The organism is Streptomyces sp. NPDC001668, assembly GCF_042893155.1.
In the GTDB taxonomy this organism is placed as follows: domain Bacteria; phylum Actinomycetota; class Actinomycetes; order Streptomycetales; family Streptomycetaceae; genus Streptomyces.
The window spans coordinates 740,576-760,877 of the sequence record NZ_JBIAUQ010000002.1 but is presented as its reverse complement, the minus strand read 5'-3'; the positions used below and the strand labels follow the sequence as shown (position 1 = coordinate 760,877).

19 protein-coding genes are annotated in these 20,302 nt (G+C 72.2%); 7 read left to right on the top strand and 12 right to left on the bottom strand.

What is annotated here, in order from left to right; translation table 11 throughout:
- Positions 1-54: 54 nt before the first annotated feature.
- A complete protein-coding gene (locus ACFYZ8_RS08945) occupies positions 55-444 on the bottom strand; it encodes an STAS domain-containing protein (protein WP_388531123.1) in 390 nt (129 codons plus the stop codon).
- A gap of 118 nt (positions 445-562) precedes the next feature.
- On the opposite strand from ACFYZ8_RS08945, the gene ACFYZ8_RS08940 reads away from it, so the two are divergent.
- Positions 563-1,306 carry a CBS domain-containing protein gene (locus ACFYZ8_RS08940; protein WP_388531125.1) on the top strand — a complete coding sequence of 248 codons (744 nt, stop codon included), beginning with the start codon at positions 563-565 and terminating at the stop codon, positions 1,304-1,306.
- A gap of 59 nt (positions 1,307-1,365) precedes the next feature.
- A complete protein-coding gene (locus ACFYZ8_RS08935) occupies positions 1,366-1,953 on the top strand; it encodes a hypothetical protein (protein ID WP_359028586.1) in 588 nt (195 codons plus the stop codon).
- Between the two features lie 92 nt (positions 1,954-2,045).
- On the opposite strand, the gene ACFYZ8_RS08930 is transcribed toward ACFYZ8_RS08935, so the two are convergent.
- The 6 genes from ACFYZ8_RS08930 to ACFYZ8_RS08905 form a co-directional block, all read right to left on the bottom strand.
- Positions 2,046-3,161: a LacI family DNA-binding transcriptional regulator gene (locus tag ACFYZ8_RS08930; RefSeq protein WP_388531127.1), complete on the bottom strand. Its 1,116-nt coding sequence runs from the start codon at positions 3,159-3,161 to the stop codon at positions 2,046-2,048.
- Between the two features lie 95 nt (positions 3,162-3,256).
- Positions 3,257-5,239: a glycoside hydrolase family 97 catalytic domain-containing protein gene (locus ACFYZ8_RS08925; RefSeq protein WP_388531130.1), complete on the bottom strand. Its 1,983-nt coding sequence runs from the start codon at positions 5,237-5,239 to the stop codon at positions 3,257-3,259.
- A gap of 33 nt (positions 5,240-5,272) precedes the next feature.
- Entirely contained in the window at positions 5,273-6,025 is a 753-nt protein-coding gene (locus ACFYZ8_RS08920) for a class I SAM-dependent methyltransferase (RefSeq protein WP_388531133.1), read from the bottom strand.
- Positions 6,026-6,129: 104 nt separating this feature from the next.
- Positions 6,130-6,807, bottom strand: a complete 678-nt coding sequence (locus ACFYZ8_RS08915; RefSeq protein WP_388531136.1) for a response regulator — start codon at positions 6,805-6,807, stop codon at positions 6,130-6,132.
- Positions 6,804-8,009, bottom strand: coding sequence for a sensor histidine kinase (locus ACFYZ8_RS08910; RefSeq protein ID WP_388531139.1), 1,206 nt, complete (start codon positions 8,007-8,009; stop codon positions 6,804-6,806). The genes ACFYZ8_RS08915 and ACFYZ8_RS08910 overlap by 4 nt, the downstream gene beginning before the upstream one ends.
- A 98-nt stretch (positions 8,010-8,107) precedes the next feature.
- Positions 8,108-10,300 (bottom strand): MMPL family transporter, encoded by a 2,193-nt coding sequence (locus ACFYZ8_RS08905; RefSeq protein ID WP_388531142.1) that lies wholly within the window; start codon positions 10,298-10,300, stop codon positions 8,108-8,110.
- 185 nt (positions 10,301-10,485) lie between these two features.
- Between ACFYZ8_RS08905 and ACFYZ8_RS08900 the strand changes: the two genes are divergently transcribed.
- Together ACFYZ8_RS08900 and ACFYZ8_RS08895 are read left to right on the top strand one after the other, a co-directional pair.
- Positions 10,486-10,905 (top strand): cytidine deaminase family protein, encoded by a 420-nt coding sequence (locus tag ACFYZ8_RS08900; protein ID WP_388531145.1) that lies wholly within the window; start codon positions 10,486-10,488, stop codon positions 10,903-10,905.
- Between the two features lie 134 nt (positions 10,906-11,039).
- The gene (locus ACFYZ8_RS08895; RefSeq protein WP_359028594.1) at positions 11,040-12,038 is read left to right on the top strand and encodes an aldo/keto reductase family protein; all 999 of its coding nucleotides are present in this window, start codon (positions 11,040-11,042) and stop codon (positions 12,036-12,038) included.
- Between the two features lie 93 nt (positions 12,039-12,131).
- Here the strand turns inward: ACFYZ8_RS08895 and ACFYZ8_RS08890 are convergent, their stop codons facing one another.
- A complete protein-coding gene (locus ACFYZ8_RS08890; RefSeq protein ID WP_388531148.1) occupies positions 12,132-12,803 on the bottom strand; it encodes a phosphotransferase family protein in 672 nt (223 codons plus the stop codon).
- Positions 12,804-12,914: 111 nt separating this feature from the next.
- On the opposite strand from ACFYZ8_RS08890, the gene ACFYZ8_RS08885 reads away from it, so the two are divergent.
- The 3 genes from ACFYZ8_RS08885 to ACFYZ8_RS08875 all read left to right on the top strand — a co-directional run bounded on the left by ACFYZ8_RS08885 (position 12,915) and on the right by ACFYZ8_RS08875 (position 15,493).
- Positions 12,915-14,384 carry a purine-cytosine permease family protein gene (locus ACFYZ8_RS08885; protein ID WP_388531150.1) on the top strand — a complete coding sequence of 490 codons (1,470 nt, stop codon included), beginning with the start codon at positions 12,915-12,917 and terminating at the stop codon, positions 14,382-14,384.
- Positions 14,381-14,923, top strand: coding sequence for an isochorismatase family protein (locus ACFYZ8_RS08880; protein WP_388531153.1), 543 nt, complete (start codon positions 14,381-14,383; stop codon positions 14,921-14,923). Before ACFYZ8_RS08885 ends, ACFYZ8_RS08880 begins: the two co-directional genes overlap by 4 nt.
- A gap of 174 nt (positions 14,924-15,097) precedes the next feature.
- Entirely contained in the window at positions 15,098-15,493 is a 396-nt protein-coding gene (locus tag ACFYZ8_RS08875) for an SseB family protein (RefSeq protein ID WP_037718347.1), read from the top strand.
- A gap of 251 nt (positions 15,494-15,744) precedes the next feature.
- On the opposite strand, the gene ACFYZ8_RS08870 is transcribed toward ACFYZ8_RS08875, so the two are convergent.
- From ACFYZ8_RS08870 to ACFYZ8_RS08855, 4 genes are all read right to left on the bottom strand, one after another.
- Positions 15,745-16,725: an AraC family transcriptional regulator gene (locus ACFYZ8_RS08870; protein WP_388532098.1), complete on the bottom strand. Its 981-nt coding sequence runs from the start codon at positions 16,723-16,725 to the stop codon at positions 15,745-15,747.
- Positions 16,726-16,820: 95 nt separating this feature from the next.
- Positions 16,821-18,197, bottom strand: a complete 1,377-nt coding sequence (locus ACFYZ8_RS08865; protein ID WP_388531156.1) for an FAD-binding oxidoreductase — start codon at positions 18,195-18,197, stop codon at positions 16,821-16,823.
- Positions 18,194-19,300 (bottom strand): acyl-CoA dehydrogenase family protein, encoded by a 1,107-nt coding sequence (locus ACFYZ8_RS08860; protein ID WP_388531159.1) that lies wholly within the window; start codon positions 19,298-19,300, stop codon positions 18,194-18,196. Before ACFYZ8_RS08860 ends, ACFYZ8_RS08865 begins: the two co-directional genes overlap by 4 nt.
- Positions 19,297-20,292, bottom strand: coding sequence for an ABC transporter substrate-binding protein (locus tag ACFYZ8_RS08855; protein ID WP_388531162.1), 996 nt, complete (start codon positions 20,290-20,292; stop codon positions 19,297-19,299). Before ACFYZ8_RS08855 ends, ACFYZ8_RS08860 begins: the two co-directional genes overlap by 4 nt.
- Between the last annotated feature and the right edge of the window lie 10 nt (positions 20,293-20,302).

Sequence of the window (20,302 nt, the reverse complement as noted above, 5' to 3'; positions counted from 1 at the left end):
GCGGGTCGGTGGAGTTCCGGGTGCTTCAGCCGGCGCGGGCGGCGGGTGGGCCGCTCAGCCCATGGTGGCGGAGGGTTGGGAGGTCGGCGCAGCGGTGTCCGCGGGGGACGGCTCGGTCTGGATCTCGAACACCCCGCCCAGTCCCGCGGCGCGGAGGATCCGCAGGAAGCGGCCGCTGCCGGTGAGCAGCCGGAGCCTGCCGTGGCGGGCGCGGGCCCGGCTGCGCACCCGGCACAGGACGGCGAGCCCGGCGCAGTCGATGAAGGACACGGGACGCAGGTCGAGGACCAGATCGGGACCCGGCCCCGAGGTGAGCGCGTCCAGGTGCGCCGCCAGTGGGGTCGCGGCCAGGAGGTCGATCTCGCCGTGCAGGGTCACGAAGGTGGTTCCGTCGACGGTGTGCACCGTCCGGGACGGCGCGGGCGGCGTGCGGTTTTCGGGCATGGCGAGATGAAAGCCGCTGCGAAGACCTCTCCGGAAGGGCCGACCGGCCCATGCGCTCCGCGCACTCGTGACGGATCCTGAAGACAGGCGCCGTACCCGAGCAGCACCGGAGGCCGCCATGCCCGGCACCCCGCACACCGTCAGTGACGTGATGACCCGCACCGTCGTCGCCCTGGGGAGCGGCAGGACGTTCAAGGACATCGTGAAGGCCATGGAACGGTGGCGGGTCAGCGCCCTCCCCGTCGTGGACGCGGAGCACCGCGTCGTGGGTGTGGTCTCCGAGGCCGACCTGCTGCCCAAGGAGGAGTTCCGCGACGGCGACCCGGACCGCTACACCGAGCTGAGGCGGCTCTCCGACCTCAGCAAGGCGGGCGCCCGCGTCGCCGGGGAACTGATGACGGCCCCCGCCGTCACCGCCCCGGCCGACGAGACGCTCGCGCGGGCCGCGCGGACCATGGCCGGGTTCAGGGTCAAACGGATGCCGGTCGTGGACGCCGACGGCGTGCTGCAGGGCATCGTGAGCCGGTCCGACCTGCTCAAGGTGTTCCTCCGGGACGACGAGGACATCGCCCGGCAGGTGCGTCGCGAAGTCGTCGCGCTCCTCTTCCCCGACCCCCTCGAACCGGTCCGCGTGCAGGTGCGCGACGGGGTCGTGACCCTGACCGGCCGGGTGCGGGACACCTCGGTCGTGTCCGTCGCCGCGCGCCTGGTGCGGGCGGTCGAGGGAGTGGTGGACGTGGACTGCGCGCTCCTGGGCGCGCCCCGCCGGCCGGACCTGGACCCGGACCTGCCCGCGGCGGCCCCGGTGAGCGGGACGGGCGGCGACCGTACGGGCCGGCCGGGCAGCCGATCGTCCACCTGAGGGCCGTGCCCGGCGGCCTCTTCGGAAGCCCGCCCGTAGAGGAGAGGGGGTGACGGATCATGGCGACGACGAGACCTGCACGTCTGAGGAAGGTGTGGTGGTGGCGGTGGCGGCGCAACCCGGTGCGGCGGCGCAGCGACATCGTGGAGGCATGGATCGTCCTGGCCACCTGGACCCTCGCCCTGCTGGGCGGCCTGCTCGCGGGAGCCGCGGCGGGCCTGGCCATGGAGGACGAGCTGGCCGCCCGCCGAGCCGCACTGCACACCGTGTCGGCCGTACTCACCGAGAACGCGAACCGTACGCCGACCGTGACCGGTGACGGCAGTGGCGAGACGGTCCGGGCGAAGGTGCGCTGGACATCACTCGACGGGTCCCCGCGCACCGGAGTGGCCCGCGTCGAACCGGGCACCGCGGCGGGCACGCCGGTCACCGTGTGGACCGACCGCCGGGGCGACCTCGTCCGCGCACCCCTCAACGCGGCGGAGGCCCGCCTGCAGTCCGTGCTGACGGGCCTGCTGGTCGCGGCGGGCACCGGCGCGGCCGCACTGGGAGGCGGCCGGCTGGCACGGCTGCGACTGGACCGGCGGCGGCTGCGGGACTGGGAGGCGGAGTGGGCGCGGGTGGCGCCAAGTGGCGGGCGGACATGAGCGGTTGACGGGGGCGGCCGGGTCTCTGAGGGCGCTGGTCGGGTCCTTCAGGACCTGTGAAGGGAGGTGAACGGCGGAGGCTGCCGCAGAACTCAGCCGACGGCCGGACCCGCGCCCACCGAATCCCGGATCACGAGCTGGGTGCCCAGCACGACGTGGTGGTCGGAGGTGAGCCCCACCTCGCGGTCCAGGGCGAGGCGTACGGCGGTGCGGCCCAGTTCCTCGTACGGAACCCGGACCGTGGTCAGGGCCGGGGTCAGGTCGGCGGCGAACGGGACGTCGTCGAAGCCGGCCACGGAGACCTCGCGCGGCACGCTCAGGCCGGCCTCGCGCAGGGCGGCCAGGGCACCCAGCGCGACCACGTCGGACCCCGCGAACACCGCCGTGAACCCGACCCCCGTGCGCAGCGCCTCCCGGGTGCGCAGATACCCCGACGCACGGGTGTAGTCCCCGCTCGTGTCCAACTCCTCAGCGTACGGCGTGCCGTGGGCGCGCAGCGCGTCCCGGTAGCCGAGGCGCCGCTCCTCCGCGCTGCTGAAGCCCGGCGCGCCGCACAGGAAGAGGACCCGCCGGTGACCGGCCGCGAGCAGGTGCGAGGTGGCCTGGAACGCGCCGCCGCGGTTGTCGTAGTCCACGACGGTGGCCGGCACCCCCGCGGGCAGCGGCGGCCGGCCGCACAGCACCAGCCGGGACCCAGCGGAGTCCAGAGCCTCGGCGTAGCGGGCCATACGGCGGTGGTAGGCGGCGTCCGTCACGGTGCCGCCGACGAGCACGACCGCCGCCGCGTGCTGCTCCCGCATCAGCTGGACCAGGTCGTCCTCCCGCCCGGTGTCGTCCTTGGTCGAGCAGACCAGGCTGAGCCTGCCCCGCCTGCCGGCCTCCTCCTCCACGCCCGCGGCCACATGGGCGAGGGAGGGGCCGGTGATGTCGCGCAGGACGAGGGCGACGGGCCCGGCGACCCGGCCGGACAGCGCCTTGGCGTGGACGTTCACGACGTAGTGGAGGGAGTCGACGGCCGCCATGACCCGTTGCCTGGTCTCCGCGGAGACCGGGTAGTTGCCCGCCAGCGTCCGGGAAACGGTTGCTACGGAGACGCCGGCCTTCGCGGCGACATCGCGGATCGTGCTGGGTCTGTCGGCCGCCCCCCTCTTCCGCTTCGCCCTCTTCGCCTCCGGGGCGCCGGTCGGCCGTTTCTCCTCGTCCGTCACGGCTCCGACGTTACTGCACGTGTTCGCGCCTGTGTGTCGGCCGGTGGGGAAAGCGCACCCCACGAGACCGGTAAACGTTTGTGAGAGCCGCCGCGTCAGCTCGGTCTCAGGATCACCGCCTGGCCGCCCGCCGGGGCCATGGCCACGTCGAGTGTGCTCTTGGCGGTGACGGACCGGGTGCTGACCACGACCGGGGTCTGGTACGGGGCGGCACCGGGGGTGCCGTCGGCGTACACGGTCGCCGTGTACGTCCCGCCGCCCAAGAACGACAGCGGGACGGACAGGGTCCGGGACGTCTCGTCGGTCATGGCCCCGAGGTACCAGGTGTCCCCGCTGCGGCGGGCGACCGCGACGTACTCGCCGATCGACCCGGCCAGGGTCCGGCTCTCGTCCCAGGTGGTGGGGACGGCGTTGAACCAGGGCAGTCCCGGCCAGTTCGCGGGGTTGGCGTACTTGGACGGCTTGTCGTACCAGAAGAGGAAGTTGAGCGGCTGGTAGTACACCGCGGCCATCGCCATCTGGTGGGCGTTGGTCGTCCTGTCCCGTGACTGGCCGTAGCAGATGGTGTAGTCCATCGGGCCGCCGATGTTGCGGGCGAAGGGCAGCGTCACGTTGTGCGTGGCGGTCGGGAACTGCTCGTTGCCGCGGACGCCCTCCAGGCTGATCCAGTTGGGGTAGGTGCGCTCGTAGCCGAACGGCCGGACGTCGTCGTGCATGTCGATCAGCAGCCGGTACCTGGCCGCCGTCTTGGCCCAGTCGGTGATCCGGGTCGTCATGGTCCGCGTGCCGTCGTTGATGAAGCCGAGCTTGACGCCCGCGACGCCCCAGCCCTTGTAGAGGGCGAAGAGGGAGTCCGCGTCGGTCAGGGCGAGCCGGTTGACGTAGAGGAAGACACCGATGCCCTTGTCCGTCGCGTACGAGATGACGGACGGGAGGTCGATGGCGGCGATCGGCGTGGTCGCGTCGGGGGTCGTGAACTCGGGGCCGTACCAGCCGGCGTCGTACTCGATGTACTCCAGTCCCCGGGCCACGGCGAAGTCGACGCCCGCGAGGCCCGCGGCGGTGCTGAGCTCGCAGCGGAAGACCTTGCCCGGCTTGATCCACGAGGTGTCGGTGAGGGCGTTGGGCGGGGCCAGGTTGAGGATCAGCTCGGCGTTGTCGACCAGTTCGGCATGGGTGGAACCGATCACCACGGCTCGCCACGGCGTGGCGAAGGGGGTGGTGACCGTGCAGGCGGTCTCGACCGGGCCGGTGCCGCGGGCGGTGTGCTCCATCAGAAAGGCGGACAGGGTGCCGGGCTGTCCGTCGACCGAACGGAGCATCAGACGCGGGAAGTCGAGCCGGGCCGACTCGCAGACGCAGGCGATGAGTCCGTCGCCGAGGGTGGCGGTGAGCGGCAGGTCGGTCAGGGGGCCGTTGTCCGTGCTGGAGCTTCCGGTGACCGGGATGGCGCCCGGTGCCACCGGGAGGTAGGCGTTCTCGTCCCGGGCGCTGTAGACGGTGGTGCCGTCCGGGAAGGCGAACGTGGTCAGCTCGTCGGAGACGGTGGCGGTGCCCTCGTCGAGCAGGAGGCAGCGCAGCGCGACACCGGTCCGGTAGGCGCGGACCTGGACGCCGAAGCGGGCCCCCGAGGTGTTGTCCCGCAGCTCCCAGCGCTGCTCCTGGTAGTGGTCGGTGACGGTGGCGTTGCGCCCGTACACCGGGTTCCAGGTGGTGCGGGCTGTCCCGTGCTGGTTCCGGGTCACCGTCACATCGCTGCCGAGGACGGTCCCGTCGTCGAGTGCGAGCCCCAGGACGGAGGTGTCGACCACCGTCCTGCCCCGGTGCCGGGCGGACCACGTGAGCGCCCCGTCCACCACCGACATCGTGATGGCGTTGGCGCCCATGCGCGCGGTCGCGCACACCGGCCGCGCCGCGGTGTCCGCCTCTTCACCCGCGTAAGCCGGCTCCGCCACGCTCGCCGCCGCGGCCAGACCGACGGTGACGGCCGTGCCCTTGAGCATCCCTCGACGCGACAGCGCCCCCCGGGTGGCGGCTCTGCCCGGCGCGGGCTCTTCCCGGTCCTCGGTGCTGGTCATGGCGGCGCGGCCTCCTCGGCTGGTAAACGTTTTCTATCCGGGAATGGTGTACGGCCGAGGAAGCCCGGTCAATACCCGCGTCCAGTTCTTCCGCATGCGGACGGCGACGAAGAACGGTGTCTGAAGCGTCTTGAGGTAGCGGCTCTCGTCCACGCGCCGCGCGGCCTCCGTGGCCCGCGGCTCCACGAAGCGCTCCAGGACGAACCCGGCGTCGAGGAGTTCTCCCAGGAAGGTCTGCATCGTCATGCGGCGATAGGAGTTGGTGGCACCGCTGTCCCCGAACCGCGTCTCGGCACGGCCCTCGTCGAAGTAGGAACCGCCGTGCCAGACCCAGTCGGCGGTCGGATGGACCGTGGAGAGCAGCAGGGTCCCACCGGTACGCAGGACGCGGTGCACCTCGGCCAGCAGTTGCCGGCGCGCCTCCAGGTGGTGGTGCACCAGGGCCATGACCACCAGGTCGAACGAGTCGTCGTGGAGGAAGCCGAGTGGTTCCTCCAGGTCGTGCTGGTGCAGGGTGACGGCGTCGTCGTCGCCGACGCGGGTGCGGGCATGGCGCAGCAGGGTCGTGCTGCCCTCGACGCCGACCACCTCCGCCGCTCCTCGTGACCTCAGTTCCGTGATGTAGTGCCCGGCGCCGCAGCCGACGTCCAGGACGCGCAGCCCGGTGACGTCACCGGCCAGGGCGAACATGGCGGGCCGGTCGGTGTGGGCGTTGTAGGGGCCGTCGGTCGCGTTGTCGGCGAAGTAGTCGCCGAGGGGACCTTCGTAGGAGGTGTCGATGCGCATCCCGGCATGCTGTCAGCGGGCTCAGGCACAGCAACAGGGTCAGGATCCGGAACAGAGAAGGAGCAGGGCGTGATCATCACGTGCGGCGTACGGCCCGCGCCGGTTCAGCCCTGGCGCTCCCCGGCGCGGACCAGTCCGGTCTCGTAGGCGATGACGACGAGTTGGGCGCGGTCGCGGGCGTCGAGCTTGGCCATGGCGCGGTTGGCGTGGGTCTTGACGGTCACGGGCGCGACGAAGAGTCGCTCGGCGATCTCGTCGTTGGACAGACCGGTGGCCACCAGGGACATCACCTCGCGTTCCCGGGGTGTGAGCGTCGCCAGGCGGCCGGGGTCGGCGAGGTCGCCCGCGGTGGGCTGGGACATCACGCGGGCGATGAGGCTCTTGGTGGCCGCGGGGGACAGCAGCGCCTCGTCGGCCTGGACGAGGCGGATGGCGTCGAGCAGTTGGGCCGGTTCCACCCCTTTGCCGAGGAAGCCGCTCGCGCCCGCCCGGAGCGCCTCGATGACGAACTCGTCCACTTCGAAGGTGGTCAGGACGAGGACCTTCACTCCCGCGAGGTTCTCGTCCCGGCCGATGAGACGGGTGGCCTCGATGCCGTCGACCTCGGGCATCCGGATGTCCATGACCACCACGTCGGCCCGCTCGGACCGGGCCAGCTGGACCGCCTCCCGGCCGTTGGCGGCCTCCGCGACCACCTCCATGTCGGGCTGGGCGTCGATGAGCAGGCGGAAAGTACCGCGCAGCAGGGCCTGGTCGTCGGCGAGCAGGACGCGAATCGTCATGGGTGGTGCTTCCTCGGGGCTGGTCGGGCGGTCGCGGGGGTGAGGGACAGGGGCAGTTCGGCGACGACCCGGAAGCCGCCGCCGGGATGCGGTCCGGTGGTGAGGGTGCCGCCGATGGCGGTGGCGCGCTCACGCATCCCGATCAGCCCGTGGCCGGTGCCCGGGCCCTTGGGGGCGTGCGGGCCGCCGTCGTCGGTGACGGTGACGCGCAGGGTCACGGCACCGTAGTCGAGGCTCACGTCGGCGTGCGTCGCGCGGGCGTGCTTGTGGGTGTTGGTGAGGGACTCCTGGACGATGCGGTAGGCCGTCAGATCGGTCGCCGGGGCCACGGGCCGGACCAGGCCGGTGCGATGCACCGTCACGGCCAGACCACCGGCCCGGATACCGCCGATCAGGGCGTCGAGGTCGGCGAGCCCGGGCAGGGGCGCCCGGGAGTCGGGCGCGTCGTCCGGCTGGCGCAACAGGCCGACGGTGGCCCGCAGTTCGTCCAGCGCGGCACGGCTGGTCTCCTTGATGTGGGCCAGGGCCTCGTAGGCGCGGTCGGGGTCGGTGCGCATGAGGTGGTGGGCCACGCCCGCTTGGGCGTTGACGAGGGTGATGTGGTGGGCCACCACGTCGTGCAGCTCGCGCGCGATGCGGACCCTTTCCTCGGTGACGCGCCGCCGGGCCTCCGCCTCCCTGGTGCGCTCGGCGCGTTCGGCGCGCGCCTCGACCCTCGCGAGGTGCAGCCGGCGGCTGCGGACGGCGTCGCCCAGGGCGGTGGCGGCGATCGCGAAGTCGAAGCGCAGCAGACTGGTCCCGACCAGGACGGGCTCCTCGTGGGTGGCCGCGTACACACCGGTGACGGCGACGGCGGCGATGACCCCGACCGTCCAGGCGGTGCGTCGGCCGCTGCGGGTCGCGAGGGTGTACAGGGCGACGAGGCTCGCGGTCGGGGTCGCCACGCGGTCGGGGGCCAGCGCCATGGCGGTCAGGTCGATCGCCAGGGTGAGCACGACGACGGGCAGCGGCCAACGGCTTCGGACGACCAGGGGGACGCAGGACAGCGCCGTCCAGGCCACGCCCGCGGCCCGGGGCGCGTGCCAGCCGGAGTCCCCCGCGGCCGCCGCGGCCACGGCGATGACGATCAGCACCGCCGCGGGGGACGCGTCCCTGATCCGCTCGTGCCGGGATGCCCACCGCCTCATCGCTGTCACCTGCATTTCCTCACTGTAAGGAGCGCGGGCCGGCGGGAGGCCGGGCCCTCCCCGGCCTCCCGCCGGCCCGCGTGTGTGCCGTCGCTACGACGTGACGGCCGGTCTCAGTCGGTCAGAGCGGCCGGCTGCGGCTCCCGGACCGGGTGCCGCGCGGGCTCCGGCTCCTCCGAGGGTCCCTCCACGGACACGTGGGGGAGTGCCTTGTCCAGCCGGCGCGGCAGCCACCAGTTCGCGCGCCCGCACAGATGCATGAGCGCGGGGACGACCACCATCCGGATCAGCAGCGCGTCGAGGGCCACGGCCACGGCGAGGCTCAGACCGAACTCGGAGATCACCCGCATGCCGCCGAACACGAAGGAGCCGAAGACACAGAACATGATGGCGGCGGCGACGGCGATGACCTGTCCGGTCTCGGCCTGGCCGACCCGCACGGCCCGGTGGCTGTCACCGGTGTGCGCCCACTCCTCGCGCATCCGGCTGACCAGGAAGACCTGGTAGTCCATGGACAGCCCGAACATGATGCCGACGACCAGGATCGGCACGAACGACTCGATCGGTCCGGCGGCGCCGAGTCCGAGGAGCGAGGCGCCGAAGCCGTACTGGAAGACGACCACGATCGCCCCGAAGGCCACACCGATGCTGAGGATGTTCAGTACGGCGCCGACGGCGGGGATGAGCAGACTGCGGAAGGCGACGGTCAGCAGGAGGAAACCGAGCGCCGCGATCACCAGCACGAACACCGGGAGCTTGGACATCAGGACCGAAGCGAAGTCGTCGTTGCTCGCGGTGGTGCCGCCGACGTAGACCTCCAGCGACGTGCCCCGCTCCGCCGGCGGGATCACGTCCTCGCGCAGGTGGTGGATCAGGTCGGAGGTGGCCGCCGACTGCGGGGAGCCGGCCGGGACGACGGAGATCACCCCGACCGACTGACCCGCCTTCATCGGGGCGGCGGTGGCACTGGCGACGCCGTCGACCTGCCCGAGCGCGGTGACGAGCTTCGCCTCGGCCGCCTTGTCGGCCGCCGTGGGTGCCTGCACGGCGAGGACCAGGGGGCCGTTGAAGCCGGGCCCGAAACCGTCCGCGATCATGTCGTACGCCTGCCGGTTCGTCGACGTCGTGGGCAGGTTGCCGTCGTCGGACGCGCCCAGGCGCAGCGACAGCGTGGGGAACGCGAGCGCCGCCAGCACGGCCAGGGCGAGCAGCCCGAGCGCCTTGGGCCGGTCCTGCACCCGCTGTGCCCACCGGGCCCACAGTCCGGTCCCGCTGTGCGCGGCGGTCCCGTGTGCGGCGTGTGCGCGGCGCTCGCCGCGGCCGAGGATCCGGGGTCCGATCATGCCGAGCAGCGCGGGCAGCAGGGTGATGGCCGCCAGCACGGTCAGGACGACGGTGACGGCGGCGCCGACGGCCATGCCGTTGATGATGCCGACGTTCAGGGTGAGCATGCCGAGCAGCGCGACCACGACGGTCAGCCCGGCGAACACCACCGCCCGGCCTGAGGTGTTGAGCGCTTTGGCCGTCGACTCGGCGACACCCATGCCCGCCCGCAGGTTGGCGCGGTGACGGTTGACGATGAACAGGGCGTAGTCGATGCCGACTCCGAGACCGATCAGCGAACCGAGGGTCAGGGTGGTGTCGGACAGCGTGATGAGGTGGCTGAGCAGCATCACCGCGACCGCGGAGGTGCCGACGCCGACGACGGCCGTGACGATCGGCAGCACCGCCACCCAGACCGCGCGGAAGACGAACAGCAGCACGACGAAGGCGAGCGCGATGCCCATGACGTCGGCGACCGCGTTCGGAGCGGGGTTGACGGTGAACGCCTGCCCGTTCAGCGCGATGTGCAGACCGTCCGACTCCGGCGCGGTCGCGAGTTCCTCGACACGGTCGACCTGGGCGTCGCTCACGTCCTGGTCGAAGGCGACCGTCGCGTACGCCGTCCTGCCGTCCTTGCTCACCTGGGCCGAGCCCGCCGCGGTGTACGGGCTGGTCACGGAGGCGACACCGGGTGCTTCGGAGATACGACCCAGCACACCGCTCATCGTCCGCTCGGTGGCACCCCCGGTGACCCGGTCGCCGTCGGCCTGCCAGACGACCCTGCCGCTCTTGGCCGCCGCGCTGTCGGAGGCCTGCTGGAGCAGGGCCGTCGCCTTCGCCGAGTCGGTGTTCTGCGAGGTCGGGCTGTTGCCGAAGGCGCTGCCGACGGCACCGACTCCGGCGCCCAGGGCGAGCAACAGGCCCACCCAGGCCAGGACGACGGCGAGCCGGTGCCGGTGACACCAGCGGGCGAGAGGGGACATCGACGAGCCTTTCGAGAAACGCACCACGTGAGCGGGCCGGTGATCCCGGCCCACCCTCACGCTCGCAGTCCCGCTTTCTCTCGTCGTTGGCCGAACGCAGACACTTGCCTCTACTGCGCTCGCAGCAGACGTGCGGGTGAGGAGCCGTGGGACACGGCCGACGACGAAGGCAGAGAATGCTGACCATGCAGAACAAGCCCGTGGACAAGCCCGTGGACCAGGAACTCGTCGAGGCCGCGGCGCACGTCGCCCGTACACGCTGCCGAGGTGACAACCACACCATGGCGGCCGCGGCACGTGCCCGCGACGGCCGGATCATCACCGCCGTGAACGCCTACCACTTCACGGGAGGCCCCTGCGCCGAACTGGTCCTCATCGGTACGGCGGCCGCCCAAGGTGCCTACGAGCTGGAGGCGATCGTCGCCGTGGGGGACCGGGACCGCGGGGTCGTGCCTCCGTGCGGCCGCTGCCGGCAGGTCCTGCTCGACTACTTCCCGGGCATCGAGGTCATCGTCGCCCCGGACGGCCGCACCCGGACCGTGCGCATCACCGACCTGCTGCCCGAGAGCTACGTCTGGGCCGATCACCAGCTCGACGCCGGGTGACGCGGGACGGCCGTATCAATGAGAGCGTGGCATGGTCGTCCATCCGCTGGACATCAGCGTGGACAGCAGCTCGGACAGCGGCTTCGTCAACCCGCCCCGGAGCCGGCGGCCGGCCCGAAACAAGGAGCGACACCATGCGGTACCGCACACTCGGCAGCTCGGACCTGAACGTCTCGGAGATCTCGCTCGGATCCTGGCTCACCTACTCCGGCGGCGTCGAGGCGGACGCCACCCGCGCGTGCACCGAGGCGGCCTTCGACGCGGGCATCAACTTCTTCGACACCGCCAACGCCTACGGACGGGGCGCCGCCGAGACGGCCTGGGGCGAGATCCTCTCCTCCCACCCCCGTGACTCCTACATCCTGGCCACCAAGGTCTACTTCCCGATGTCGGACGACCCGGCCGACCAGGGCCTGTCCCCGGCGCACATCGCCCAGCAGATCGACGCCTCCCTCACCCGCCTCAGGACGGACCACGTCGACCTGTACCAGGCGCACCGCTTCGACTCCACGGTGCCGGTCGAGGACACCGTGGAGGCGTTCCAGAAGGTCGTCGAGCAGGGCAAGGCCCGCTACATCGGCTTCAGCGAGTGGACTCCCGAGCAGATCCGGGCGGCGATCGACATCGCGGGGCCCGACCTGTTCGTCTCCTCCCAGCCGCAGTACTCCATGCTGTGGCAGGCCCCGGAGGCCGAGGTGTTCGGCCTGTGCGCGGCCAACGGCATCTCGCAGATCGTGTGGTCGCCGCTGGCCCAGGGGGTCCTCACCGGCAAGTACAAGCCGGGGCAGCCAGTGCCGGAAGGAAGCCGTTTCGCCTCCGCCGACATGGCGGTCTCGAAGGACCTCGTGTACACCGACGCCATCCTCGAGGCGGTCCAGCGGCTTGTGCCGATCGCCGAGGAGGCCGGGATGAGCATGCCCACCCTGGCGCTCGCCTGGGTCCTGCGCCGCGGCGAGGTCGCCTCCGCGATCACCGGCGCCTCCCGCCCCGAGCAGGTCCACGCCAACGCCGCCGCGTCCGGTGTGGAACTGTCCGACGACCTCCTCGCAGCCGTCGACCAGGCGCTCGGCGACGTCCCCGTCACGGAACCGACGCTCGCGCCCGGCGCGCAGGCCGGCGTCAAACACCGCTGAACCGGTGGGGCTGACGGGCCTGTTGGGTCTGGTGGAAAGAGCGTGAGGACGCAGCGCGGCCGCCGCTGGCCGCGATGGGACGCGCGGCCTGCGCTACTTCTCCCAGGCCGCCGTCGCGCTCGCTCGCGCCCGCCACTGCCGCTCACCCGGGCCGTCCGGCTCCCAGCGACGGCAGAACTCCCTCAGTGCCTCGCACCGGGCGATCATGGCGGCCTTCCGGACCGGCCAAGGGGGCACCTCGCCGCCGTAGGCCCGGAAGAAGTGCGGAAGTTCCTGACGCCGGTCGGGGTGGTGCATCCGTACCACCCACTCGCACCAGGCCAGGTCCTCCACCGGGTCTCCGAGGTGGGCGAACTCCCAGTCGACGACGGCGGTGACCTTGTAGGTGGCGGGGTCCAGCAGCACGTTGTTGGGGCCGAAGTCGCCGTGCACCAGCACCTTGGCGGCCTCGCGCGCGTCCGCCGCCGGCCCGCTCGGTCCGGTTGCGTGGACGCGACGCAGCACCTCCCCGCAGCTCGCCAGGACCTGTGCCGCCCGACCCGTGTCGAGGAGTTCCTGGCCGGGCGTGCCCTGCACGAAGCCGAGCGTGAGGGTGGTGTCGTCCGCCGCCTTCACCGGTGGCACGGGCAGCTGCCCGTGGAGCCGGGTGAGCAGAGCGTGTTCGCGGCGCAGCCTGAGGTCGGCATCGGGTCCCTCGTACGTCTTCTTCACGACGGCACCGTCGCTCAGGGTGATGTTGGTGTAGCCGTGCTTCAGCGGACGCATCCACTGATCATCGCGCACACCGGACGTCGGGTCCCGCGGGCGTTGCGTGATTGACGCCTCCGCGCACCCTGCCTACCGTCGCCCCAACACGTCTGAACAGGCAGGTCGACGATGACAGACACCTCGGGATCCCCCGACAACAGATCCACCGCCCGGCAGCTCCAGGTGGAGACGCACGGGCTGGACGTGATCGGCGACGCCGAACGCAAGGGCACCCCGCGCACCCTGTTCTGGCCGTGGTTCGGTGCCAACGTCTCGGTTCTCGGCCTGAGTTACGGCTCGTTCGTGCTCGGTTTCGGGATCTCCTTCTGGCAGGCGTTGGTGGCCGGTGTGATCGGGATCGTCTTCTCGTTCCTGCTGTGCGGCTTCGTCGCGGTGGCGGGCAAGCGGGGCTCGGCGCCCACGATGGTGCTCAGCCGTGCCGCCTACGGAGTGCGCGGCAACCGCCTGCCGTCGCTCGTCTCCTGGGTCCTCACCGTCGGCTGGGAGACCGTGCTGTGCGCCCTGGCCACCCTCGCCACGGCGACCGTCTTCGGACGGCTCGGCTGGGGCGGCGGCACGGAGACCCAGGTGATCGCCCTGATCGTGGTCGCGGGACTCACCGTCGTCGGCGGGGTGATGGGCTTCGACCTCATCATGCGGCTGCAGACCGTGATCACCGTGGTGACGGGCGTACTGACCGTCGTCTACGTCGGTCTCGTCGCCGACCACATCCACTGGAGCACCGTCAGCGCCCTCCCGGCGGGCTCCGCCCAGGAGTTCATCGGCGCGCTGGTCTTCATGATGACCGGCTTCGGCCTCGGCTGGGTCAACGCCGCCGCCGACTACTCCCGCTATCTGCCCCGGACCTCGTCGAGCCGGGGCGTGGTCGGCTGGACCACCTTCGGCGCGTCCGTGGCCCCACTGCTCCTGCTGGTCTTCGGACTGCTGCTGGCGGGCTCGTCCACCACCCTGAACAAGGCCGTCGCCGCCGACCCCATCGGAGCCCTCACCACCCTCCTGCCCACCTGGTTCCTCGTGCCCTTCGCCGTCGTCGCGGTCCTCGGCCTGGTCGGCGGCGCGGTCCTCGACATCTACTCCTCGGGCCTCGCCCTGCTGTCGGCCGGCCTCAGGATCCCGCGCCCGCTGGCCGCGCTCGTCGACGGCGTCCTGATGATCGCGGGATCCGTCTACATCGTGTTCTTCGCCGATGACTTCCTCGGCCAGTTCATGGGCTTCCTCACCACCCTCGGCGTCCCCATCGCCGCCTGGTGCGGCATCATGCTCGCCGACCTGACCCTGCGCCGCCGCGACTACGCCGAGGCCGACCTCTACCGCCCGGACGGCCGCTACGGCGACGTACCGCCCACCCCGCTCATCCTGACCCTCCTCGCCACCGCCCTCGGCTGGGGCCTGGTCACCAACTCGGCCGCCAGCTGGCTCGATTGGCAGGGCTACCTCCTCGAACCCTTCGGCCTCGGCGGCAAGTCCGGCTCCTGGGCGTACGCCAACCTCGGCGTGCTGGCCGCGCTCGCGCTCGGCTTCCTCGGCACGCTGTCCTTCGGCCGCCGCCGGATGCGCGCACAGGAGGACGCCGTATGACGCCAGGACGGCTCGCCGTCATCGACATGCAGCACGTCTTCGCCGACCCCGGCAGCCCCTGGGCCACCCCTCGGTACGCCGAGGCGGCGGCGGGCGTGCGGCGGCTGCTGCCCGCCTTCGCCGAACGGGTCACGTTCACCCGCTTCGTCGCCCCCGACCAGCCCACCGGCGCCTGGCGGGCCTATTACGCGCGGTGGTCCTTCGCCCTCCAGCCGCCGGACGCACCGCTGTGGCGGCTCACCGACGGGTTCGCCGAGCGGGCACCGCACCTCATGGACGCGACCACCTTCGGCAAGTGGACCCCGGAACTCGCCCGCCGCACCGCCCCCGAGGGCCGCCTGGTCCTGGCCGGTGTCAGCACCGACTGCTGTGTCCTGTCCACGGCCCTCGCCGCCGCCGACGCCGGCGTGGAGACCGTGGTGGTGGCCGACGCCTGCGCCGGGGCCGACGACGACTCGCACGCCAGGGCGCTGGACGTGATGCGGCTGTACGGACCGCTGATCCGAGTCGTCACCGCGGACCAACTGATCGGGACCTGAGGTACGCCGTCGGCGAGTACGTCTGGAGCGCCTCCGCCCGCGGAGCACACCGCCCTGAATCCCTCCCGCCCCGAACGCATGCTCTCGGCACGCTCGGGTACGCGAGCAGCACCGCGCCCTGGGCGATCATGCCCGTGGGCGGGCCGCACGACCGCCGCTACCAGGGGATCTGCCATGGACACACCCGCCAACGACCACAACGCCACACCGGCCCAGCGGGCGCTGGACGCGCTGACGCAGAACACCGAGGACGCGACGGCGCTGGACACGCTCGCGACCAGTGACGTGCTCATTCCGGTGCCCGACGACGCCGCGGACGAGGACACGACCGTGGCGCTGCCCGTGCTGGAGCAGCAGGACGGCGCTCCCGTGGTGCCCGTGTTCACCTCGGAGACGGAGATGGCCGAACTGCTTCCGTTCGTCTCCCGCTACCGTCTGGTACCGCTGGGCGCGCTCGCCGCGCAGTGGCCGGACGGCGATCTCTCGCTCTCCATCGACGCCAGCTCCACGCACCCGCTGACGCTCACGTCCGAGGGTGTGCGCACGCTGCTGGCGCGCCCGCAGGGCTGATCGCGCAGTGGGGCCCGGCCACCGCGTGCGACGGAGGGGGAGCGGCCGGGCCCGCAGAGGGGTGCGGACCTGCTCCCGCCGGCGCACCCCGGTTCACGCATGCGCAAACAGGGATGAGCGGCGCCGACCCTGCTCATCCCGGCGCGCTCTGCGATCGCCGTGACCCGACCATAGGACCGATCCGGCGGGCCGTCGCTCCGGAATACGTGGCGCATGTCCGCAAAACGCGGCGGATCGGTGGGCGTGAGGGCTCACGCGGCGCGCAGTGTCTGCGAGGGCGACTCTCCGAAGCGCTCCCGGTACCGCCGTGCGAACCGGCCCAGATGCACGAACCCCCACGCGTGCGCCACGTCCGTCACGGTCGTCGTACCCGGCGCCGCCGCCCGCAGCTGGCGGTGGACGCGCTGGAGCCGCACCTCCTGGACGTACGCCATGGGCGACATGCCGACATTCCTGCGGAAGGCTTCCTGCAGGGTACGCAGACTGACCTGGGCGATCGCCGCGAGCCGGTTCGCGTCGTACGGCTCGGCGGGCAGCTCCTGCACGGCGTCCATGACCCGCTTCACCGACGCCGGGCGCATCGGCGGCGGAGGGGCCTCCAGCGCGGCGCGGAAGCTGTGGTCGGTGGCCAGCAACATCCCTTCCAGGAGGGTCTGTTCGAGTCGGCCGCGGATCATCGGATGGCTCAGCAGCCCGAGCGGGACGTCCCGCTCCAGCAGGTTCCACATCGCGAGGCGCGTCCAGCTCAGGCCCGGCCCCCGTGAGACGTCCATGTACGGCTCGAAGTTCGGCGGGTGCCGCACCGACCGCCCCAGCAGCAGCTCCAACTGCCGCAGCACGGCCGCCTTGTCCATCTTGACGGTGAGTGCCTGGCAGTCGGCGGACCAGGCGTCGATGCGGATGTCCCGCGCCGGATCGAAGACGACGGCCCGCCGCGCGGTCGCGAACCGCACGTCCCCGTGCCCCTCTTGGACGCTGAAGCAGCCGCCGAACGGCACGGCGACGTGGTACACGCCCGGCTCACCGAAGCTCATCCGCATCTCGGTGCCGAAACGGATGTCGCCGACGGTGAGCGAGCCCAGGTCGACGACGCTGAGCCTGGTCGCGAACTCCGCCGCCCGGCCCGCGACTTCGAGACGCAGATCGTAGTAGTGGGCCGCGATCGCGTCGTGCGCCTCCTCCACCGAGGTCGTCGCGTAGCTGTTGAACTCGGCGACCCGCTCCTCTTCCACGGCCAAGGCGCGTCAGCCCCTTCCCCGTTCGGCGTCTGCTCTTCAGCATGACCCCGCGGGCGGCCGGTCATACCCGGTGTGACACGGCCCGGGTTTCACAGCGCCTTGCCGGGGTTGAGAATCCCCCGAGGGTCGAACACCTCCTTGATGCGGCGCTGCAGGGAGTGCGCGGCGGGCCCGAGTTCCTCGGCCACCCACTGCCGCTTGAGCACCCCCACCCCGTGCTCGCCGGTCAGCGTCCCGCCGAGCCTGAGCGCCAGCGCGAAGATCTCGCCGGCCGCCTCCCACGCGGCGTCCGGCAACCGGTCCAGGGCCCGGTCGACGACGATGATCGGATGCAGGTTGCCGTCCGCCGCGTGCGCGATGGTGAACACGGGCACCTCGTGCCGGGCCGAGATCGCCCGGATCTCCCGTACGGCCTCGGCGAGCCGGGAGCGCGGCACCGCGATGTCCTCGATGAGGGGACGGCCCAGCCGCTCCAGCGCGGGCAGCGCGAGCCGACGGGCGGCCAGCAGCTTTTCCGCCTCGACGGGGTCCTCCGTGACCTCCACCGTCGAGGCGAGGGGCGCGAGCAGCCGCGCCACGGCTGCCGCCTCCGCCGCCGCGCCCGCGCCGTCGCACTGCACCACCAGGAGCGCGGCTCCCCGCTCCCGCAGCGCCGGGTCGACGGCGTGCAGCACGGGGCCGTCGACGAGTTCGGCCAGCGCGGGTTCGACCCCGGCCCGGGCGACGGCGTACGAGGCCTCGGCGGCCGCCTCGAAGGAGGGGAACCAGGCGGCGAGCGTGGCCGTCGCCACCGGGACCGGCCTGAGCCGCAGGGTCGCCGAGGTGATCACCGCGAGGGTGCCCTCCGAGCCGGTCAGGAGAGCGGTGAGGTCGTATCCGGTGACGCCCTTGACCGTACGGCGGCCGGTGCTGATCACCGTCCCGTCGGCCAGCACCGCCTCCAGACCCAGCACGCTGTCCCGGGTCACCCCGTACTTCGCGCACCTGAGGCCGCCCGCGTTGGTGGCGATGTTTCCGCCGATCGTGGACAGGGCCGCACTCGCCGGGTCCGGCGCGTACCGCAGCCCGTGCGCGCCCGCCGCCCGGTCCAGCTCGGCGGTGATCACACCGGGTTCGACGACGGCGAGCTGGTCGTCGGCCGAGAGTTCCAGCACGCGGTTCATCCCGGACAGATCCAGCACGAGAGCACCCTCGTCGGCCGTCGCCCCGCCCGACAGCCCGGTGCCCGCGCCCCGGGGCACGACCGGGACCCGCAGGTCGTGCGCGTGCCGCAGGGTGACGGTCACGTCCTCCGTGCGCCGGGCGTGCACCACGGCCAGCGGTTCGCCCGGTGGCCGGGCACCGGAGCGGTCGGTGGCGTGGGCGGTGAGCACGCCCGGATCCGTGCTCAGCCGGTCGGGCGGCAGATCACGGGCGAGCAGCCCGAGGAACCGAGCCGACACGGTGGTTTCCGGTGCCGATGTCATGGGGTGAGCGCCTTCGTTCCGATCGCGAGCAGGGAGATGTCCTCCTGGGGCGCGTGCACGGGCGCGCACTGGATGTCCCGGAAGTGCCGCTCCAGCGGATTGCCCCGGGACAGCCCCGGGTTCCCGAGCAGCCGTACGGCCGCCTCGACGGCCCGCACCCCGTGCCGGTCCGCCAGCACCCGTGCGCCCAGGGCCTGTTCGGGCGTGTACGAGGTGTCGCCGGCGTCGAGCCTCCCGGCCCCGTCGAAGACCAGCTGCTCGGCGGCCGCCAGCAGCACCTCGATCTCCCCGGCCGTACGGCGGAAGCGTTCCGTACGCGCCACCGGGTGACCGAGGTTGGCGGGCACGCGGGTGCGGGCGAAGGTGTGGAAGAACTCCTGCGCGGCCCGGGCGACCCCCAAGTAGAGGGCGGCGAGCGGGAGATGGAGCGCGGCTCCGGCCCGGTTGTCCTGCTCGGCGGCGGGGCCGTGCGGCCCGATCCCGATCACCAGCTCGTACGGCACCTCGACGTCCCGGAAGGTCACGTCGTGACTGCCGCTCGCCCGCAGCCCCAACTGGTCCCAGCGGCCGGTGATCTCGATACCGGGCGAGTTCCCGGACACCAGGAAGGTGCCCACCCGGGGCTCGTCCTCGTCGGTGGTCGCCCACACCAGGAACCAGTCGAGCCCCTCGGCCCCCGTCACGAACCGTTTGGTCCCGCTGATCGCCCATCCGTCCGCGGTCCGCCGGGCCAGGGTCGCGGGCAGCCCGCCCCGCGCGGGGGAGCCCAGATCGGGTTCCACGCGCGCGTGGTTGAGCAGGACCGGACGCGCGAAGGACTCCTTCACCACGCGCGCGTACAGCTCCTCGGGCCAGTGCGGCTGTACGGCCTGACGGGCGTGGTTGGTGAGCGTCATCGCCGCGATCAGGGCGACCGACGGGTCGGCCTGCCCCAGCGAGTGCAGGATGCGCGCGCTCTCCTCGACGCCGGCGCCCGGGCCGCCGTACTGCTCGCCGATGGTGGCGGTGAGCAGTCCCGCCTCGTGGGCGATGCGCAGGGACTCGGCGGGGAAGTCGGCGGTTCGGTCGTACTCGGCGGCCAGTTCGGCGATCTGCTGGGTCACAGTGCCTTCTCGAGATCGGCGTCGAGACCGGTGGTCCAGAACGACTTCACGTCCAAGTGCTCCTTCAGCGCTCCGAGTTCGGTGAACGCGTCGGCGACCTTCTGCTGCGAGGTGACGGCGTCGTCGCCCACCGTGCGGGCCTGGGTGGGGCGTTGGGCCTGGGCGTCCGTGAGGTCCTTCTTCGCCTGGGCGAGGGGCTGGTGGGTGGCGTCGGCGGTGACACGGGCGAAGCCGTCCAGGTGGCCGTCGCGGACGTAGGCGTAGGCCTTGGTGATCCGGGCGATCAGGTCGGCGGCGGCCGCCCTCCGCGCCGGGCTCTTCAGCACGCTGTCCCGCGCCGACCAGAGGAAGTTGCCGGACAGGATGTCCTTGCCGGAGCCGATGGTTGTGGCGCCCTGCTGGTGGGCGGTGATGATCGAGGTGCCGTAGGACGCGAAGGCGTCGATGCCGCCGCCGTTCAGGGCGGCCAGGCCGTCGTTGGGGAGCAGCGGCTTGGCGTCGATGTCGGACCACTTCAGGCCGGCCTGCTTCAGCAGCTCGTACAGGAAGTAGTGGGCGGTGGTGTTCTGGACGTAGCCGACCTTCTTGCCCTTCAGTCCTGCGATGTCGGTCACCTCGGAGCCCTTGGGGACGACGACCTCCTGGTTCAGGGTCGCGCCCCTCTGCACTGCCACGACCTTGAAGTCGGGGTGGCCGTCGGCGGCGGCGAAGACCGGCGGGATCTCGCTGGAGGAGGCGAGGTCGAGGGCTCCGGCGCGGATGGCCTGGAGCTGCTTGTCGCCGCCCTGGAAGAGGCTCCACTTGACGCGGTAGGGGGTGTCGTCGAGGTGGGCGTACTTCAGCACCGCTTCCTCGACCTTCCAGCCGGTCGCGCCGACGTTCAGGGTGACGGTGGGGGACTCGGCCCGGGCGTCGCCGCCGCAGGCCGTCGCGAAAGGCAGGAGGAGGGCGACTACGGCGGCGGACGTGCGCAGGGAACGGCGGAACAACACGGGCCCTCCA

Excerpts from the sequence above, each read along its gene's own strand:
- ACFYZ8_RS08925 (WP_388531130.1), bottom strand. The coding sequence starts at position 5,239 with ATGACCAGCACCGAGGACCGGGAAGAGCCCGCGCCGGGCAGAGCCGCC.
- ACFYZ8_RS08890 (WP_388531148.1), bottom strand. The coding sequence starts at position 12,803 with ATGCGTCCGCTGAAGCACGGCTACACCAACATCACCCTGAGCGACGGT.
- ACFYZ8_RS08900 (WP_388531145.1), top strand. The coding sequence starts at position 10,486 with ATGCAGAACAAGCCCGTGGACAAGCCCGTGGACCAGGAACTCGTCGAG.
- ACFYZ8_RS08945 (WP_388531123.1), bottom strand. The coding sequence starts at position 444 with ATGCCCGAAAACCGCACGCCGCCCGCGCCGTCCCGGACGGTGCACACC.
- ACFYZ8_RS08895 (WP_359028594.1), top strand. The coding sequence starts at position 11,040 with ATGCGGTACCGCACACTCGGCAGCTCGGACCTGAACGTCTCGGAGATC.
- ACFYZ8_RS08885 (WP_388531150.1), top strand. The coding sequence starts at position 12,915 with ATGACAGACACCTCGGGATCCCCCGACAACAGATCCACCGCCCGGCAG.
- ACFYZ8_RS08880 (WP_388531153.1), top strand. The coding sequence starts at position 14,381 with ATGACGCCAGGACGGCTCGCCGTCATCGACATGCAGCACGTCTTCGCC.
- ACFYZ8_RS08940 (WP_388531125.1), top strand. The coding sequence starts at position 563 with ATGCCCGGCACCCCGCACACCGTCAGTGACGTGATGACCCGCACCGTC.
- ACFYZ8_RS08865 (WP_388531156.1), bottom strand. The coding sequence starts at position 18,197 with ATGACATCGGCACCGGAAACCACCGTGTCGGCTCGGTTCCTCGGGCTG.
- ACFYZ8_RS08935 (WP_359028586.1), top strand. The coding sequence starts at position 1,366 with ATGGCGACGACGAGACCTGCACGTCTGAGGAAGGTGTGGTGGTGGCGG.
- ACFYZ8_RS08920 (WP_388531133.1), bottom strand. The coding sequence starts at position 6,025 with ATGCGCATCGACACCTCCTACGAAGGTCCCCTCGGCGACTACTTCGCC.
- ACFYZ8_RS08915 (WP_388531136.1), bottom strand. The coding sequence starts at position 6,807 with ATGACGATTCGCGTCCTGCTCGCCGACGACCAGGCCCTGCTGCGCGGT.
- ACFYZ8_RS08910 (WP_388531139.1), bottom strand. The coding sequence starts at position 8,009 with ATGCAGGTGACAGCGATGAGGCGGTGGGCATCCCGGCACGAGCGGATC.
- ACFYZ8_RS08875 (WP_037718347.1), top strand. The coding sequence starts at position 15,098 with ATGGACACACCCGCCAACGACCACAACGCCACACCGGCCCAGCGGGCG.
- ACFYZ8_RS08905 (WP_388531142.1), bottom strand. The coding sequence starts at position 10,300 with ATGTCCCCTCTCGCCCGCTGGTGTCACCGGCACCGGCTCGCCGTCGTC.